We start from the raw sequence: 16773 nt of genomic DNA on the forward strand, positions 1-16773 counted from the left end.
CCTTCATGCAGGTCCTGGCCCTGATCACGATCCTGGTGGTCCTCAGCCTGATCGGGTTTCGCCTGCATACCCATCTCGCCGTGCACGAGCGCCGGGTCGTTGCGGCCTGGGATCGCCTGGACACGTTGCTTACGCAGCGAAACGGGCTGCTCCAGCAGGCCTATTCGGTGACCCCCGACCCGCCCGAGGTACTGGCGGCCGTGCACGTCGCTGTTCAGGATCAGGAGCGCTCGCGGCGCTGCGGCGATCTCCCCGCACTTGCGGCCGCCGAGCGCACCATTCGTGATACGTGGGATCGTTATCTCACTGAAATAATTGATTATTCAACGGATGCTGTGCTTTATTCGGATGACATCCGGCGGCGCGTAGGGGCCCTGGACGAGGCCATCGCTCAGGCGCTCGCACGCTACAACCATGCAGTCTCGGACTTTGCGGCCCTGCATCGCCACTGGGCCTATGGCCCACTCGCGCGCCTGACCGGCTATCGTGCCTTCGAACCCGTGGGCCCACCGCCTGCCTCAAGGTCCTGATCAACCCCGCTGATTCCAGGGAACGCCCTCCCTGCGATTCGGTCCGAATGGCATAATTCGCAGGCCAACGCACGCCGTCCCCGGACGGCCCCGTGCTGTCCCGCTGAGCGACCCGAACCCAGGAGAGACCGTGTCCAATCCCCTGCTGCAGACCGACCGGCTGCCCGCCTTCCGCTCCATTGAACCCGAGCACGTGTTGCCCGCAGTAGAGACCGTGCTGGTCGAGAACCGAACCGAAATCGACCGCCTGGTCGAATCCGTAGGCGACGCGCCGACCTGGGACACGTTGATCCACCCCCTGCAGCTGCTGGACACGCGTCTGGACGCGGTCTGGTCCCCGGTCGGGCACCTGAACGCGGTCATGAACGGCCCCGCGATCCGCGAGGCCTACAACGCCAGTCTCCCGTTGCTTTCGGACTACGGAAGCTGGGTATCCCAGCATCAGGGCCTCTACCAGGCCGTTCGCCGTCTCGCCGAAAGCGACGAATACGACCGGCTCTCGCCGCAGCGGCGCAAGGTGCTGGACGACATGCTGCGCGACTTCCATCTCAGCGGCGTGGACCTCCCGGAGGCCGAGCGCGAACGCCTGCGGGCCATCAATGCCCGGCTGTCCGAACTGACTGCCCGCTTCGAGGAGAACGTGCTGGATGCCACCCAGGCCTGGACCTGGCAGACGGATGATCCCGAGGCGCTCGCGGGCATCCCCGAATCCGACCGCGCCATGCTGGCGCAGAATGCGCGCGATCATGACCAGAGCGGCTTTGTCGTGACCCTGGACATCCCGAGCTACCTGGCCGTGATGACCCATGCAACCGATCGCGACCTGCGCTACCGCGTCTACGAGGCGTTTACTACGCGAGCCTCCGACCGTGGACCCGGGGCGGGAAATCACGACAACAGCGAGATCATGGTCGCGATCCTGCAGCTGCGCGAGGAAAAGGCACGGCTGACCGGCTTTGCGCACTATGCCGAGCGTTCCCTCGCGACCAAGATGGCGGGCAGCGCCGAGCAGGTCGAGGGCTTCCTCCTGGACCTGGCCCGCCGCGCGCGGCCGCAGGCGGAACGTGACCTGGAAGAGCTGCGGGCCTTTGCGCGCGACGAACTCGGTCTGGAGCACCTCGAGGCCTGGGACATGGCCTTCGCGGCGGAAAAGATGCGGGAGCGTCGCCTCGGCCTCAGCCAGGAGATGCTGAAGCCGTACTTCCCGGCCGATCAGGCGGTGAACGGCCTGTTCGGGCTGGTCCAACGCTTGTTCCAGGTCCGTTTCGAGCCCGATGACAGCGTCGAGACCTGGCACGACGATGTCCGGTTCTATCGTATATTTGATGCCAATGGCGTCGAACGCGCCGGCTTCTACTTTGATCTCTACGCACGCAAGAACAAGCGTGGTGGCGCCTGGATGGATGTCTGCCGTAATCGCTTTGTCTTCGGCGACCGCTCCCAGCTCCCGGTCGCCTACATGACCTGCAATTCCACCCCGCCGGTCGACGGCAAGGCCGCGTTGTTTACCCACGACGAGGTCATCACCCTCTTCCACGAGTTCGGGCACGGCCTGCATCACATGCTGACCCGCGTCGACGAACCCGATATTGCCGGCATCAACGGCGTGGAGTGGGATGCGGTCGAACTCCCCAGCCAGTTCATGGAGAACTGGTGCTGGGAGCGCGAGGCCCTGGACCTGTTCGCCCGTCATCACGAGACCGGAGAGGTCATGCCCGAGGACCTTTACCAGCGCCTGCTGGGGACGCGCCACTTCCACGCGGCCCTGCAGCTGCTTCGCCAGGTGGAGTTTTCCCTGTTCGACATGCGCCTGCACGCAGGCCCGGCCCCGTCGGATGCGACCAAGATCCAGCGCTTGCTCGAGTCCGTCCGCGGCGAGATTGCCGTCGTCCACCCCCCGGAGTTCAACCGCTTCGCCCACGGCTTCGGCCATATCTTCGCCGGTGGCTATGCGGCGGGCTATTACAGCTACAAGTGGGCCGAAGTCCTTTCGGCCGACGCCTTCGGGCGCTTCGAGGAAGAGGGTCTGTTCTCGCCCGAGGTCGGCGCGGCCTACCTGCGCGAGATCCTCGAGGCCGGGGCCTCTCGTCCGGCCGCCGACTCCTTCCGGGCCTTCCGTGGCCGGGATCCGCAGATTGATGCGCTGTTGCGTCACAGCGGTCTCGAGGAGGACGCCGCGTGAAAATTGCCAGCTGGAACGTCAATTCCCTGAAGGTGCGCCTGCCGCAAGTGCTCGACTGGCTGAACAGTTCGCGAACGGACATCCTGGCCCTGCAGGAGACCAAGCTGACCGACGAGAACTTCCCCGCCGCCGCGATCCGCGACGCGGGCTACGAGGTCGTCTTTTCCGGGCAGAAGACCTACAACGGGGTCGCCATCCTCTCGCGCACCCAGGCGACCGACGTCGTCACCGACCCACCGGGACTGGAGGATGCCCAGCGCCGCATCCTGGCCGCGACCATTGGCGACGTCCGCGTGGTCAACCTGTACGTGGTTAATGGCGAGAACGTGGGCACCGACAAATACGCCTACAAGCTCGACTGGCTGGCGCGCCTGCGGACCTGGCTGGCCGACGAGATCGCCCGGCACCCCAATACCGTGGTCCTGGGTGACTTCAACATCGCTCCGGAGGACCGCGACGTGCACGATCCCGAGGCCTGGCATGAACGCATCCTGTGCTCCACGCCGGAGCGCGAGGCGCTGGCCACTCTTACCGACCTGGGGCTCGCGGATACCTTTCGCGCCTTCGATCAGCCCGAGGAGGAATTCTCCTGGTTTGACTATCGGGCCGCGTCGTTCCGCCGCAATCGCGGCCTGCGGATCGACCTGATCCTGGCCAGCCACCCGCTTCAGGCCCGGCTTCAGGCCGCCGGCATCGACCGCGAACCCCGCGGCTGGGAGCGCCCCTCCGACCACGCCCCGGTGTGGGCCGAATTCGCCGACTAGCCCAACCGGCCTATGCCCTGGGAGCACCTGTGAAGTACAAGGATCTGCGCGACTTCATCTACGGCCTCGAACAGCGCGGGGAACTGCGCCGCATCACCCGCGAGGTCGACCCGAATCTCGAGATGACCGAGATCGCCGACCGTGTCCTGCGCGCGGGCGGTCCGGCCCTGCTGTTCGAGAACCCCACCGGCTCCGATATACCGGTTCTGGCCAACCTGTTCGGGACCCCAGAGCGCGTGGCCATGGGCATGGGCGAGGACTCGGTGGAGGCACTGCGCGAAGTCGGCCGGCTGCTGGCGTTCCTCAAGCAGCCGGACCCGCCCAAGGGGCTGAAGGCCGCGTGGGAACAGCTGCCGGTCTTCCGCAAAGTGCTGGACATGGCGCCGAAGAAGACCCGCGGGGCCGCGTGCCAGCGCCACGTGATCGAGGGCGACGACGTCGATCTCTCCCGCCTCCCGGTCCAGACCTGCTGGCCCGAAGACGCCGGGCCGTTGATCACCTGGGGGCTGGTGGTCACCCGCGGCCCCGAAAAGACCCGCCAGAACCTCGGCATCTACCGCCAGCAGGTGATCGGGCGCAATCGCGTGATCATGCGCTGGCTCTCGCATCGCGGCGGTGCCCTGGATTTCCAGGAGTGGACTCGCGCCCATCCGGGCGAGCCCTTCCCGATTGCCGTGGCGCTAGGTGCCGATCCGGCGACCATCCTCGGTGCCGTGACCCCGGTGCCGGATACCCTGTCCGAATATGCCTTTGCCGGCCTGCTGCGGGGCAGCCGTACCGAGGTCACCCGCTGCATCGGTTCGGACCTCGAGGTCCCGGCCTCCGCCGAATTCGTGCTCGAGGGTCATATCCACCCCGGCGACACCGCCCCGGAGGGCCCGTTCGGGGACCACACGGGGTATTACAACGAGGTCGACGAGTTTCCCGTCTTCACGATCGACCGCATTACCCATCGCGACGACCCGATCTACCACTCCACCTATACCGGGCGCCCACCGGACGAACCGGCCGTCCTCGGCGTGGCCCTGAACGAGGTTTTCATCCCCATCCTGCAGAAGCAGTTCCCGGAAATCGTGGACTTCTACCTGCCACCGGAGGGTTGTTCCTACCGCCTCGCAGTCGTCTCGATGCGCAAGCAGTACCCCGGCCACGCCAAGCGCGTGATGATGGGGGTGTGGTCCTTCCTCCGCCAGTTCATGTATACGAAATTCGTGATCGTGGTCGATGACGACGTGAATACCCGCGAGTGGAACGACGTGATCTGGGCCATTACTACCCGCATGGACCCGGCACGGGACACCACGCTGGTGGAAAACACCCCGATCGACTACCTCGACTTTGCCTCCCCGGTCTCGGGTCTGGGCTCGAAGATGGGCATGGACGCCACCACCAAGTGGCCCGGCGAGACCGAGCGCGAGTGGGGCCGACCGATCGCGATGGACGAGGCCGTCAAGCGCCGGGTCGACGAGATCTGGGATGAACTGGGGCTATGACACGTGAGACGCCCGGGACACGCGACGGGCGGCCCGGCGTTTCTGCTCGTGCTGGTATTCGCCCTCGCGGCCTGCGCCGCCACCCCCGAGCGTGAGACTGTGCGCGCGGCCCAGGCTCCGATGACGGACGCGGCTCCCGCTTCCATCGCCCCGGAACGCATCCGCCACTGGCCGGCCGACAACCCGTCCGCCGTGGTCGTCGCCCTGCACAGCTTTCGCGACCACGCCGCCGCCTACGAGGAACTGGGTCCATGGCTGGCCGCCCGGGGCTACGCGGTGCACGCCCTGGACCAGCGCGGCCATGGCGCCAGCGAGCCGCACGGCCGCTGGCCGGGCAGCGAGGCCCTGATCGAGGATGTCGCCGTGATGGTCCGGAGGGCGCGCATAACGTACCCCGACCGGCCGGTCTTCGTGCTCGGCGAAAGCATGGGTGGCTCCGCCGCGCTGGCCGCGCTCGCCACGCTCCCGGACCTGCCGGTGGCCGGGGTCATCGCCGTCGCCCCGGGACTGCGCGGCGGTATCCCGGCGCGCGGCCTGTGGGACGCTGCCGTGCGCGCCGGCGAGACCCTCGCCGGCGGACTCACGCTGACCATCGATCCGGACTATACCGACAGCCTCGCGCCGCCGGCGGTGGAGCGTATCGCCCACGATCCGCGCATCATCCGGCGCGTGCGCATGGATACCTATGCCGGTGTGGTCTGGCTGGCCCAGTACGCCACCGACACCATCGGGCATGTCAGCGCGCCGGTGGTCTACCTGTGGGGCGAGCAGGACGGGACCATCCTGAAGGCCTCGGTCTGCGCTGCGGCCGAGGCCCATCCGCGGGGCCTGGCCGAGGTCTGGACCGAACCGGACTGGCCGCATCTGCTCCTGCATGCCCCGGACTGGCAGCAGACGGCCACGCGCCTGGTGGCCTGGATGGAGCGGGTGGCGCGGGACGCGCCGGGGCCCGCCGTCGCTCGAAACCCCGGCGCCTGCGACTAGTCGCCCAGGTGGGCGCCGTCCGCTGGTGCGGCCGACCAGGTTGCGATGTCGCGGCCCATGGCCTGTACCGTACGGCCGAGCACCGAGCAGGAACCCTTGAAGCCGCCGAAGGCCCCGCCGCCGGAGAAGCGCCGCGAGGTGAAGCTCGCCTGTTCCTCTCCGTCCGCGTACAGCGTGCCGGCCGCCTCCGTGACCTTGCGATGGCCGATCCAGGCGTTGCCGCCGCTGACGGCATCGGTCAGTTCCACCATCAGCACCTGCCCCCCGGCGGAGGGGCCAACATCCTGGCGACGTTCGAACCGGATGCCCTGGTCGGCGCCGTAATGGGCGATGAACTCGGAGAACTGTTCCTCGAGGTTGCACTCCTGGCGGATGTTGTTCGCGATGGTGGCATCGTCGCTGTAGGGCACCGAGTGGGCCACCCGGATCACCGGCGCGTCGGCCGGGACATCGGCGGCGGTGGTGGCGGGGGCCTCGGCCTGGCCCGCGGTATCGGCGGACTCGGTGGAATCCGTGGAACGAGTCTCGTTGGAGGCACAGCCCGTCGCGAGGAGCAACCCGGCCCCGGCGGCAATCAGCAGATGACGCATGGCATTCCCTTGTCTTTTGTGTGGATCACGTGATTTTGCCGAAGCTGCCAGACCAAGGGAACCCCCGCGAGGCCACTCGTCACGTCCCAACCCTACGACCCGGCCTCATTGCGGTTGCTTGCGTTCGGCCCGGGTCTGGCGAGAATGACGGGCTTTCCGCGACAGGGGGACCCCGATGGCGTTCGATGTCACCATTCAGCCCAGTGGCCATGTGTTCGAGATGGAGGACGACGAGACCGTCCTCGAGGCCGCCCTGCGCCAGGGCTTCGCCTTTCCCTACGGCTGCCGCAATGGCGCCTGCGGCTCCTGCAAGGGGCGGGTGTTGCAGGGTGAGGTCGATCACGGCCCGAGCAAGCCGCCGGGCATCACCGAGGCGGAACTGGCCGACGGCATGGCGCTGTTCTGCCAGGCGGTGCCGGTGGATGATCTGGAGATCGAGGTACGCGAGATCGGCGCCGCCCGGGATATCGTGGTCAAGACCCTCCCCTGCCGCGTAGCGGAGCTGAATCGCCTCGCCGACGACGTGATGGAGCTGCGTCTGCAGCTCCCGGCCACCGAGCGGCTGCAGTTCCTCGCCGGGCAGTACCTGGACATCCTGCTGAAGGGCGGCGACCGCCGCAGCTACTCGATCGCCAACGCCCCGCATGACGATGCCCAACTGGTCCTGCATGTGCGGCACATGCCGGGCGGGCGCTTCTCCACCATGGTGTTCGAGGAGCTTAAGCCCAAGGCCCTGCTGCGCATCGAGGGCCCACTCGGCAGCTTCTTCGTCGACGAGGAGTCCCCGCGCCCGCGCCTGTTCGTCGGGGGCGGCACCGGCTTCGGCCCGCTGAAGGGGATGCTGGATCACCTGGCCGCGGAGGGGCTGGATCGCCCGCACCACCTGTTCTGGGGTGCGCGCGCAGCCGAGGGTGTCTACGCCCCCGACTGGCTGAAAAAGATGACGGACGAGCACGCCGGGCATTTCCGCTTTACGCCAGTGCTGTCGGAGACCCCGGCGGCGACCGCCGCCGGCTTTGCCGCCGTCGCTGGCTGGCCGCACGATGCGGTCCTGGCCGAGTACCCGGACCTGTCCGGCTTCGACGTCTACATGGCCGGCCCGCCGGCGATGATTCATGCGGCCCGAGAGGCCTTCCGCGCGGCGGGCCTGCCGCCGGAGCAGCTCTATTACGACAGCTTCGAGCCCGCCACCCCGGCCGAGTGATCTCACAGGAAGACGCGAAGGGGCGAAGAAGGCAAGGGCGGATGCACCACGGAGGGCACAGCGTTCACAGAGAAATTCAAAGGCGGTCTCTATAAAGGGCGACCGGTTGTTCGCTCGAGACGAGAGACGAACGTCCGAGGCCATGCCGCCACGTGGTGGTGCAGGCGTCGGAGTGTTGTTCTGACCGACGCAGTCGGACCCGATGAATGCCCTGTGTTTTGCTCCGTGTTCTCCGTGCCCTCTGTGGTCAAATCGCCCTTCTTCGTTGCTTCGCGTCTTCCTGTGAATCTAGACGCCGCCGGTGCGCAGTTGCTCTGCCAGGCGGTGGACGGCGGCGAGCATGGCGGCGTCGGTGGGGTCCTCGGCGGTCTCCACCGCGGCCTTGAAGCCGAGTTCCTGCGCGATCTCCGCGATGCGCTCGCTGCCGACCACCAGCGGCGTCTTGCGCAGCCACATGCGCCCCAGCTTGCCCACCATCTCGTACAGGTTGCGCAGGCCTTCGCCACTGGTGATGGTGATGATGTCGATCTGCCCGCGCGAGAAGGAATACATCAGCTCGCCGGTATCGCCCTCGGGGCGGCCGCGGCGGTAGGCCTCGGCGAAGGTGACCTCGGCGCCGCGTTCCTTGAGCGTGTCGCCCAGCAGCTCGCGCCCGCCGTCGCCGCGGAAGATGACCACGCGCTTGCCGGCCACGTCCTGCATGGCCTCCTGTGCCAGCAGCGCCTCGCTGTCGAAACGCCGCGGCGGCAGGATATCCGCCGGGCGACCGAACCCCTTCAGTTCCTGCGCGGTGCGGTTGCCGATGGCGGCGATCTGCGTGGTCGCGGGCCACTCGCGGTCCGCCAGCGCCAGGTTCAGCACCCGCTGCACCGCGTTCGGGCTGATGAACACCGCGATGTCGAAGTCATCCAGCCGATCCAGGACCTCGCGCAGGTTGGTGGGGTCGCTGGGGGCGAGAATTTCAAGCACCGGAAAACGGATCACGGTCGCGTCCTCGGTCTCCAGCGCATTGCAGAAGGGTTCCGCCTGCGCGGCCGGGCGGGTGACCAGGATGCCCAGGCCGGCCAGCGGCCCGTTCCCTTCGGCGGCGGCGTTTTCGTCTGCGCTTGCGGTCATGCGTCTATCCCCTGTTGTCCTGGCCGTGTTCGCGATGGGCGGCGGCGAGTAGTTCGCCCGCGCCCAGTTCCAGCAGCATGTCCGCCAGCCGGATGCCCAGGGCCTCCGCATCACCGCGTGGTCCCTCGACCTGGCGGCGCAGCAGGCGGCTGCCGTCGACCGCGCCGACCAGGCCGTCCAGGTGAAGCTGATCCCCGGCCAGTGTGGCGTGGGCGGCCAGCGGGACCTGGCAGCCGCCCTCCAGGCGTCGGTTGAAGGCACGCTCGGCGCGCACGCGGTCGGCGGTGTCGGGGTCGTTGAGCGGCGCGATCAGCTCGCCAATGGCACTGTCCCCGGCGCGGCATTCGATGGCGATTGCTCCTTGGCCGACCGCGGGCAGGCTTACGTCCGGCTCCAGGCAGGTGCGGATGCGTTCGTGAAACCCGAGGCGCTTGAGCCCGGCCGCGGCCAGCAGGATCGCGTCGTATTCGCCCGCGTCCAGCTTGCCCAGGCGGGTGTTCACGTTGCCGCGCAGGTCGCGGACCTCCAGGTCCGGCCGCCGCGCCCGCAGCTGGCATTGCCGGCGCAGGCTGGAAGAGCCGACCCGCGCCCCCTGCGGGAGCTCGTCGACATGGGCGTAACGGTTGGACACGAACGCATCCAGCGGATCCTCGCGGTCCAGGATCACCGGCAGTTCCAGCTGTTCGGGAAGCTCCATCGGCACGTCCTTAACCGAGTGGACCGCGATGTCGGCGCGATCCTCCAGCAGTGCAATCTCCAGCTCCTTCACGAACAGCCCCTTGCCGCCGATCCGTGCCAGCGGGGAGTCCAGCACCCGGTCGCCCTGGGTGGTCATGCCCACCAGTTCGACCGGACGCTCCGGCTCGCGGGCGCGCAGGCGTTCAGCGACATGTTCCGCCTGCCACATGGCAAGGGGGCTTTTTCGGGTGGCAATGCGTACTGGCTTCATGGGTCGTCCGGGCGAGCCTCGGCGCGGGCGGCCGGGCGTTCAAAACCGCCTAGTATAACGGCGTTGCGCCCCGTCCCCGAATACCGTCCGCATGCGCGGGCCATGACGGTTCGTTTGTCCGCCGGCGGGCCGGGCGGCTCAAGTCCCGTTGCGCAGGTATTCGCGCACCCGCGGAAGCTGGCGCCGGCTGATCGGCATCGGGTCCAGGTCGTCGTGGAACAGCAGGCGGTTGTCGGTCGGGCCCAGATTCTCGATCCCCTTGATCGAGGCCTTCACCGCCAGGCAGCCGCGGTGCACGCGCAGCAGGGCCGGGCCGTAGCACGCTTCCAGGTCGCGTAACCGGGCGTCCACGAAGCCGGCCAGGCGCGCCGATCGGGCCATCACGTAGCCCCCCTCGGCGATAAAGATGTCCACCCGTTCCAGCGGCACGCGTTCCTCGCGGCGGCCGACCGTGATGTGCACCTCGTTCGGGAAGGTCTCGCCCCGACCCTGCTTCTGCTGCACCGCCCGCTGCAGCGCCTGTTCCAGGCGCTCGCGGCGCACCGGCTTCAGCACATAGTCGCGCACCCCGGCCTCGAAGGCCTCCAGCGGAAAGCGGTCGTGGGCGGTGACCAGGATTACGGTCAGCCCCGGGTCCTCCGCGTGCAGCCGCCGGGCCAGTTCGAGCCCCGTTTCTCCCGGCATGTCGATATCCAGCAGCAGGGCATCCGGAGAGAGGGACTGCAGCTGTGTCGTGACCTCGCCGGCGTGTGCGGCTTCGGCCACGACCCGATGCCCCAGGTCCTGCGCCAGGGCCGTCAGGCGCTGGCGGGCGATCGGCTCGTCGTCGGCAACCAGCAAGTCCAGTGGGCTCTTGTTCATGGGCTTCCCTCCCGGTTCGCCAGTGGCAGCTGGATGCGGACCTCGAATTGCTCGCGGTCATGCTGCGTCTGGAAGTGTACCTGCCCGCCGAAGGCGTGCTGCAGCCGCAGCCGGACCGCCTCGGTACCGGTCCCGGTTCCCGCACCCTGGGCCTGCGGGTCGACACTGTTGCCGAGGGTCAGCGTGACCCGGCCCGAGTCCATGCGGCAGCGCACCCAGATGCGGCCGGGCCCGCGCGCCGGCGCAATGCCGTGCTGGATTGCGTTTTCCGCGAGCGGTTGCAGAAACAGTGTTGGCACGGCGAGATCCAGCCCCGGGTGGTCGGGGCAGTCCCAGTCCAGCGCCAGGCGCTCGCCGAAGCGGGTCTGCTCGATGCCGAGGAACGCCCGGACCAGATCCAGCTCCTCGCGCAGCGTGTGGTGGTCCCCGGTGGCGAAGGTGGCGCGGAACAGATCCGCCAGGTCCAGGGTGATCTGTTCCGCGCGCGCCGGGTCACTGCGGCACAGTCCGGCGATGGTGTTCATGCTGTTGTAGAGGAAATGCGGACGCAGGCGCGCGCGCATCGCCTGCTCGCGGGCGGTCGCCACGGCCCGGGTCTCGCGTTGCCAGGCCGCCTGCAGGTAGAGGTAGTGCATCGCCACCAGGCTGAGGATGGTCGCCACGCCGATCACCGGCCAGCGCAGGGCCGGATCGGCCAGCACCAGCTCCTCGGCGAGGCGATAGACGATCGCGGTATTGGCAATTGGAACCAGGGGCGGCAGCACGATCTGAGTCGTCAGCGGCAGCCTGCGCAGCGGCCGTTTCAGGGCGCAGAGGATCAGGAGGCTGGTCAGTGCTACCCAGAAGATGAACAGGGCATGCAGTGCCAGGGCCGACAGCCAGTCCTGCCCCCCGCCGCGCAGCAGCGCGATCGCCAGTGCCAGCAGCACCGCCACCATCAACACGCGCAGCAACGTCTCGGCGCTGCAGAAGTCCGGCAGCGGCGACAGCTCCCCGTTGGTCTCCCCGGCGGTGTCCCCCTGGGCCATGCGTCTGTTGCTCCCCTGGTTCCGGGCCTTGTTCCGGGGGCGCGGTCGCACCATGTTCTCCCCCTCGTTGTGCCCGTATACTTCCGTGTCTTTCCAAGCCGCTCCAGGATGCACCATGACGCAGGATTCCCCGCACGACAAGCCAGCCGCCACGCCCGCCGCTCCCGGCGAGGCCAAGCTGTGGGGCGGGCGTTTTTCCGAGCCGACCGATGCCTTCGTCGAACGCTTTACCGCATCGGTGGATTTCGACCGTCGCCTGTACCGCGAGGACATCCAGGGCTCCCAGGCCCATGCGCGCATGCTGGCGAAGGTCGGCGTGCTGACTGACGCCGAGGCCGGCCAGATCCTCGAAGGCCTGGATGCGATCCGCGACGAGATCGCCGCCGGCGAGTTCGACTGGCAGGTCGGGCGCGAGGACGTGCACATGAACATCGAGGCGCGCCTGATCGAGCGCATCGGTGACGTCGGCAAGAAGCTGCACACCGGGCGCTCGCGCAACGACCAGATCGCCACCGACATCCGCCTATGGCTGCGCGCCAGCATCGACGACATCCTGCGCCTGATCATTGGCTACCAGGATGGCCTGGTCGCGCTGGCCGAACGCGAGGCGGAGACCGTAATGCCGGGCTTCACCCACCTGCAGACCGCGCAGCCGGTCACCTTCGGCCACCACATGCTGGCCTGGTACGAGATGCTGGACCGGGACGCCGAGCGCCTGCGCGACGCGCGCCGCCGCGTGAACATCCTGCCGCTGGGTTCGGCCGCGCTGGCCGGCACGCCGTATCCGCTGGATCGTGAATACACCGCCGAGCTGCTGGGCTTTGATGGCGTTACCCGCAATTCCCTGGACGCGGTGTCCGATCGTGACTTCGCCATCGAATTCACCGCGGCCGCGGCGACGCTGATGATGCACCTGTCGCGCCAGGCCGAGGAGCTGGTGCTGTGGACCAGCGCCCAGTTCGCCTTCATCGAGCTGCCGGACCGCTACTGCACCGGTTCCTCGATCATGCCGCAGAAGAAGAACCCGGACGTACCCGAACTGGTGCGCGGCAAGACCGGCCGCGTCTACGGCCACCTGATGTCGCTGCTGACCCTGATGAAGAGCCAGCCGCTGGCGTACAACAAGGACAATCAGGAGGACAAGGAACCGCTGTTCGACACCGTTGACACCCTGCTGGGTTCGTTGCGCGCCTTCGGCGACATGGTGCCAAACCTCGAGGTGCGCAGGGAGAACACCCTGGCGGCGACTCGCAAGGGATTCGCTACTGCGACGGATCTGGCGGACTACCTGGTGGGGCGGGGCGTGGCCTTTCGCGATGCCCACGAGATCGTCGGGCGGGCGGTGCGCACGGCCCAGGAACGCGGGGTCGACCTGGCGGAACTGCCGCTGGCGGACCTGCAGGCGATCAGTCCGGCGGTGGGCGAGGATGTCTTCGCGGTGCTGACGCCGGAAGGCTCGGCCGCCGCGCGCAACCTCACCGGGGGCACGGCCCCGGAGCAGGTACGTCGTCAGGCCGCAGCCGCCCGCGAACACCTGGACGCACTGGCGCGCGCCGACACCTGACCGGGGGTTCCGGGACGGGGAGCGCGCCCCCCGCCCGGGGCCGGTGGCCCTTACATCCGGTCCAGCGTGGACTCCAGCACTTCCCAGTGCACGTTGCCGTGCACGACCTCGTAGGCCAGCAGCAGCTGGCCATGGGCGGAATCCCCCTCGAAGTTCGCCAGCACCCACTGGTGGTTCAGCACGTGGATGCCGTCGCGGCGGAACGCGTAGGCCTCGCCCTCCGGCGCCTCGTGCGGGATCAGGCCGGTCTGCTGCATCAGGTCATTCGCCAGGCGCTCGTTGGGGCGCGCCATGCCTCGGCGCTGCAGGTCCTGGATGTGGGCGTTGGTCAGGCCCAGTTCCACCGGGCGCGGCACCTCATGCCGGGTGTACTGCTGCAATTGCATCTGTGTCTGCAGGAGGTCGCGGTTGGCCTCCGCGAGGTCCTGCTCGAGACCGTTGCCGCGCGCGATATAGATCGCCAGCACGACGACGAAAAACAGCATGAAACCGAGCCAGACCAGACGTTCGCTGGTCTTCAGGTTCTGCGGTTTGGGATTGTCATGTTCGGACACGGGGCTTGCCTCCGGGATGCGGACTGCCGGGGACTGCAGGGCCCCGGCCGGAAAATGAACGCGCGACCGCCGTGGGTTCCTGAACCGGGGCCGATGCGACGCGCATGATAACCCCTGACACCGCAACCTGCCGAGATGCCCCATGTCGGTCCCCGACCCCGTCCAAGCTGCCCGCACCGACTCCGAACTGGAGTGGATCAATCGCTTTGCCCGCCTGCCGGAGGCCTTTCACGAGACCCCGGCGCCGGCCCCGTTCCCGGATGCTGCCTGTCTGGTGACCAGCCCCGCGATGTGCGAGCGACTGGGCCTGGAGCCCGCGACCTTCGAGCGCGACCCGTGGCTCGGTGCCTGCACGTGGGGTCACGAGCTAACAGGGGCGGAACCGCGGGCGTCGGTGTATGCCGGGCACCAGTTCGGGGTGTTTGTCCCGCAACTGGGCGACGGGCGCGCCAAGCTCCTGGGCGAGGTGCAAACCCGTCACGGCGAGACCTGGGAGCTGCAGGTCAAGGGCGCCGGCCCCACGCGCTTCTCGCGGGGCGCGGACGGGCGTGCGGTGATGCGTTCCTCGGTGCGCGAGTACCTGGTTTCCGAGGCGATGGCCGCGCTGGGTGTGCCGACGACCCGCGCGGTGGCGCTGTTCGGGTCCAGCCTGCCGGTGTACCGCGAGCGCATCGAGCCGGCGGCCATCGTGTTGCGCGCCGCGCCCAGCTTCCTGCGCTTCGGCCATTTCGAGTACTTCCACTACAACGGCTACAGCGCCCGCCTGCAGGAGCTGATCGACTACGCCCTGGCGCATGACTACCCGGAACTCCAGGGGGCCGATGATCCCGTCGCCGCGATGCTGGAGGCGGTGATCGCCCGCACCGCGGAGATGGTCGCCGACTGGCAGGCCATCGGGTTCTGTCACGGCGTAATGAACACCGACAACATGAGCCTGGCCGGCCTGACCATCGACTACGGCCCGTTCGCGTTCATGGACGCCTTCGACCCCGGCTACATCTGCAACCACACCGACCAGGGCGGGCGCTACGCCTTCGACCAGCAGCCGCAGATCGCGCAATGGAACCTGATCCGCCTGGCCGAGACCCTGGTGATCTATTTTGCCGACGTCACGCGCGAGGCGGCCATCGAGCGCGCCAAGGGCCTGCTGCAGGACTTCCAGCCGCAGTACCGAGCTGCGTGGCTCGCGCGCATGCGGGCGAAGCTTGGCCTGCAGGCGGCGCAGGAAGGCGACGAGGCGCTGATCCAGGACCTGCTGGCGCGCATGGCGGCCGAGGGCGTGGACTACACTCGCTTTTTCCGTCAGTTGCCGGAGCTGGAGCAGGCGGAGACGCGCGCGCAGCTGGAATCGGAACTGGAGGATGGGGCCGCCTGGCGGGCCTGGTGGTCGCGCTACCAGGCGCGGCTGGCGCAGGAGGCGCTGGCGGTGGATGCGCGCCGGGCGGCGATGAACGCGGTGAATCCGAAGTACATCCTGCGCAATCACCTGGCGCAGGCGGCGATCGAGCAGGCCGAGGCGGGGGATCCGTCGGAGGTGCTGCGTCTGCAGCAGATCCTCGCGCGTCCATTCGACGAGCAGCCGGAGTTCGAGGCGTATGCGGACCTGCCTCCGGAATGGGCCAGCGGTATTCAGCTGAGTTGTTCGTCGTGAAACGATCGATGCGGGCGCGCGGTTCGCGCGCCAGGGCTTAGCCGAGGATGCTGCGCAGGATGTAGAAGTAGACCACGGCCAGGATGGCCCCGGCGGGCAGGGTCACGATCCACGACAGGAAGATCATCCGCACCAACCCCAGGTTGATCGCGGCGATCCCGCGCGCCAGGCCTACGCCAAGGATGGCGCCGACCAGCGTGTGCGTGGTGGAGATCGGCAGGCCGGTGCCCGAGGCCAGCACCACGGTCGCAGCCGCCGCGGCGGTGGCGGCATAGCCGCGGCTGGGGGTGAGCTGGGTAATCCCGGTGCCGACGGTCGCGATGACCTTGTGGCCGTAGGTGAACAGGCCGAACACAATCCCGACACCCCCCAACAACAGCACCCATACCGGCACCAGCGTTTCGGTACTGACATCGCCGGTCTGGATCACATCCACGACCGCGGCCAGCGGGCCGACCGCATTGGCCACGTCGTTGGAGCCCAGTGCAAAGGCCATGGCGCAGCCGGTGACCACCATCTGGACCCCGAATACCTTCTCCACATTGGCAAAATGGGACCCGTCTTCCCCTGGGGTCTGATCAAAGCGCAGGCGGCGAATCGCCAGCACGCCGAGCACAACCACAATCGCGCTGATCAGGGTCGCCAGGCCGTAAGCCTGAACGGTCGTCAGTTCCAGCCCGACATGGGTCAGGCCCTTGAACATCGTGACCAGCGCCGTCACGAATGCCGTCAGGAAGATATACAGCGGGGCCCAGCGCTTGGCGTTCTTGAGCGGATCCACGGTGTCGAGGATCAGGATCTGCACGCTGCGGAACAGGGCGAACGCAATCATGCCGCCGACCATCGGCGAGACCACCCAGGACATGGCGATGGTGCCGACGCGCTCCCAGCGCACCACCTCGAACCCGAGCCCGACGACGGCAAAGCCGACGATCGCACCGATGATGGAATGCGTGGTGGAGACTGGCCAGCCGAAATAGGAGGCCACCATCAGCCAGGTTCCGGCGGCCGCGAGCGCCGCCAGCATCCCGTAAACGAGTAACTCGGGGTTGTCAGCCATCAGGCTGGAGTCGACCATCCCGCTACGGATGGTCTGGGTGACCTCGCCACCGGCCAGCCAGGCGCCGGAGAACACGAAGATCGCGGCGACGAATACCGCCTGGCGAATGGTCAGGGCTCGCGAGCCCACCGAGGTGCCCATGGCATTGGCGACGTCATTGGCGCCGATGCCCCAGGCCATGAACAGGCCGAAGATCACTGCGAGACCGAGCAACAGGGTGCTGTATTCCATGCGGTCCTCGGT

15 protein-coding genes are annotated in these 16773 nt (G+C 68.0%); 8 read left to right on the forward strand and 7 right to left on the reverse strand.

Going from position 1 to position 16773, the window contains the following annotated elements; genetic code table 11:
* Positions 1-5: 5 nt before the first annotated feature.
* The 5 genes from F572_RS0111565 to F572_RS0111585 all read left to right on the forward strand — a co-directional run bounded on the left by F572_RS0111565 (position 6) and on the right by F572_RS0111585 (position 5953).
* Positions 6-530, forward strand: a complete 525-nt coding sequence (locus tag F572_RS0111565; protein ID WP_017943054.1) for a hypothetical protein — start codon at positions 6-8, stop codon at positions 528-530.
* A 130-nt stretch (positions 531-660) separates the two neighbouring features.
* Positions 661-2712, forward strand: a complete 2052-nt coding sequence (locus F572_RS0111570) for a M3 family metallopeptidase (RefSeq protein WP_017943053.1) — start codon at positions 661-663, stop codon at positions 2710-2712.
* Positions 2709-3476 (forward strand): exodeoxyribonuclease III, encoded by a 768-nt coding sequence (gene xth / locus F572_RS0111575; RefSeq protein WP_017943052.1) that lies wholly within the window; start codon positions 2709-2711, stop codon positions 3474-3476. The genes F572_RS0111570 and xth overlap by 4 nt, the downstream gene beginning before the upstream one ends.
* Before the next feature lie 29 nt (positions 3477-3505).
* Entirely contained in the window at positions 3506-4969 is a 1464-nt protein-coding gene (ubiD, locus tag F572_RS0111580; protein ID WP_017943051.1) for a 4-hydroxy-3-polyprenylbenzoate decarboxylase, read from the forward strand.
* Positions 4970-5017: 48 nt separating this feature from the next.
* Complete coding sequence (locus tag F572_RS0111585; protein WP_017943050.1) at positions 5018-5953, forward strand: alpha/beta fold hydrolase; 936 nt, start codon at positions 5018-5020, stop codon at positions 5951-5953.
* Here F572_RS0111585 and F572_RS0111590 read toward each other — a convergent pair.
* A complete protein-coding gene (locus F572_RS0111590) occupies positions 5950-6543 on the reverse strand; it encodes a hypothetical protein (RefSeq protein ID WP_017943049.1) in 594 nt (197 codons plus the stop codon). The two genes, F572_RS0111585 and F572_RS0111590, sit on opposite strands and share 4 nt — an antisense overlap.
* Positions 6544-6718: 175 nt before the next feature.
* On the opposite strand from F572_RS0111590, the gene F572_RS0111595 reads away from it, so the two are divergent.
* Positions 6719-7747 carry a CDP-6-deoxy-delta-3,4-glucoseen reductase gene (locus F572_RS0111595; protein ID WP_017943048.1) on the forward strand — a complete coding sequence of 343 codons (1029 nt, stop codon included), beginning with the start codon at positions 6719-6721 and terminating at the stop codon, positions 7745-7747.
* Positions 7748-8035: 288 nt separating this feature from the next.
* Here F572_RS0111595 and F572_RS0111600 read toward each other — a convergent pair whose 3' ends face one another.
* The 4 genes from F572_RS0111600 to F572_RS0111615 form a co-directional block, all read right to left on the reverse strand.
* A complete protein-coding gene (locus F572_RS0111600) occupies positions 8036-8863 on the reverse strand; it encodes a uroporphyrinogen-III synthase (RefSeq protein WP_017943047.1) in 828 nt (275 codons plus the stop codon).
* A gap of 4 nt (positions 8864-8867) precedes the next feature.
* Positions 8868-9812 (reverse strand): hydroxymethylbilane synthase, encoded by a 945-nt coding sequence (gene hemC, locus F572_RS0111605; RefSeq protein ID WP_081602055.1) that lies wholly within the window; start codon positions 9810-9812, stop codon positions 8868-8870.
* A gap of 138 nt (positions 9813-9950) precedes the next feature.
* A complete protein-coding gene (locus tag F572_RS0111610; protein WP_017943045.1) occupies positions 9951-10673 on the reverse strand; it encodes a LytTR family DNA-binding domain-containing protein in 723 nt (240 codons plus the stop codon).
* A complete protein-coding gene (locus tag F572_RS0111615) occupies positions 10670-11701 on the reverse strand; it encodes a sensor histidine kinase (protein WP_017943044.1) in 1032 nt (343 codons plus the stop codon). The genes F572_RS0111610 and F572_RS0111615 overlap by 4 nt, the downstream gene beginning before the upstream one ends.
* 115 nt (positions 11702-11816) lie before the next feature.
* Between F572_RS0111615 and argH the strand changes: the two genes are divergently transcribed.
* On the forward strand, positions 11817-13265 hold the full coding sequence (gene argH / locus F572_RS0111620) for an argininosuccinate lyase (protein WP_017943043.1): 1449 nt from the start codon (positions 11817-11819) through the stop codon (positions 13263-13265).
* Positions 13266-13315: 50 nt separating this feature from the next.
* On the opposite strand, the gene F572_RS0111625 is transcribed toward argH, so the two are convergent.
* Positions 13316-13819, reverse strand: coding sequence for a hypothetical protein (locus tag F572_RS0111625; RefSeq protein ID WP_017943042.1), 504 nt, complete (start codon positions 13817-13819; stop codon positions 13316-13318).
* 142 nt (positions 13820-13961) lie between these two features.
* Between F572_RS0111625 and F572_RS0111630 the strand changes: the two genes are divergently transcribed.
* Positions 13962-15470: a YdiU family protein gene (locus F572_RS0111630; RefSeq protein ID WP_017943041.1), complete on the forward strand. Its 1509-nt coding sequence runs from the start codon at positions 13962-13964 to the stop codon at positions 15468-15470.
* Between the two features lie 37 nt (positions 15471-15507).
* On the opposite strand, the gene F572_RS0111635 is transcribed toward F572_RS0111630, so the two are convergent.
* Positions 15508-16761, reverse strand: coding sequence for an inorganic phosphate transporter (locus F572_RS0111635; RefSeq protein WP_017943040.1), 1254 nt, complete (start codon positions 16759-16761; stop codon positions 15508-15510).
* Between the last annotated feature and the right edge of the window lie 12 nt (positions 16762-16773).

It is taken from the genome of Thioalkalivibrio sp. ALE14 (genome assembly GCF_000376845.1).
GTDB lineage: Bacteria > Pseudomonadota > Gammaproteobacteria > Ectothiorhodospirales > Ectothiorhodospiraceae > Thioalkalivibrio.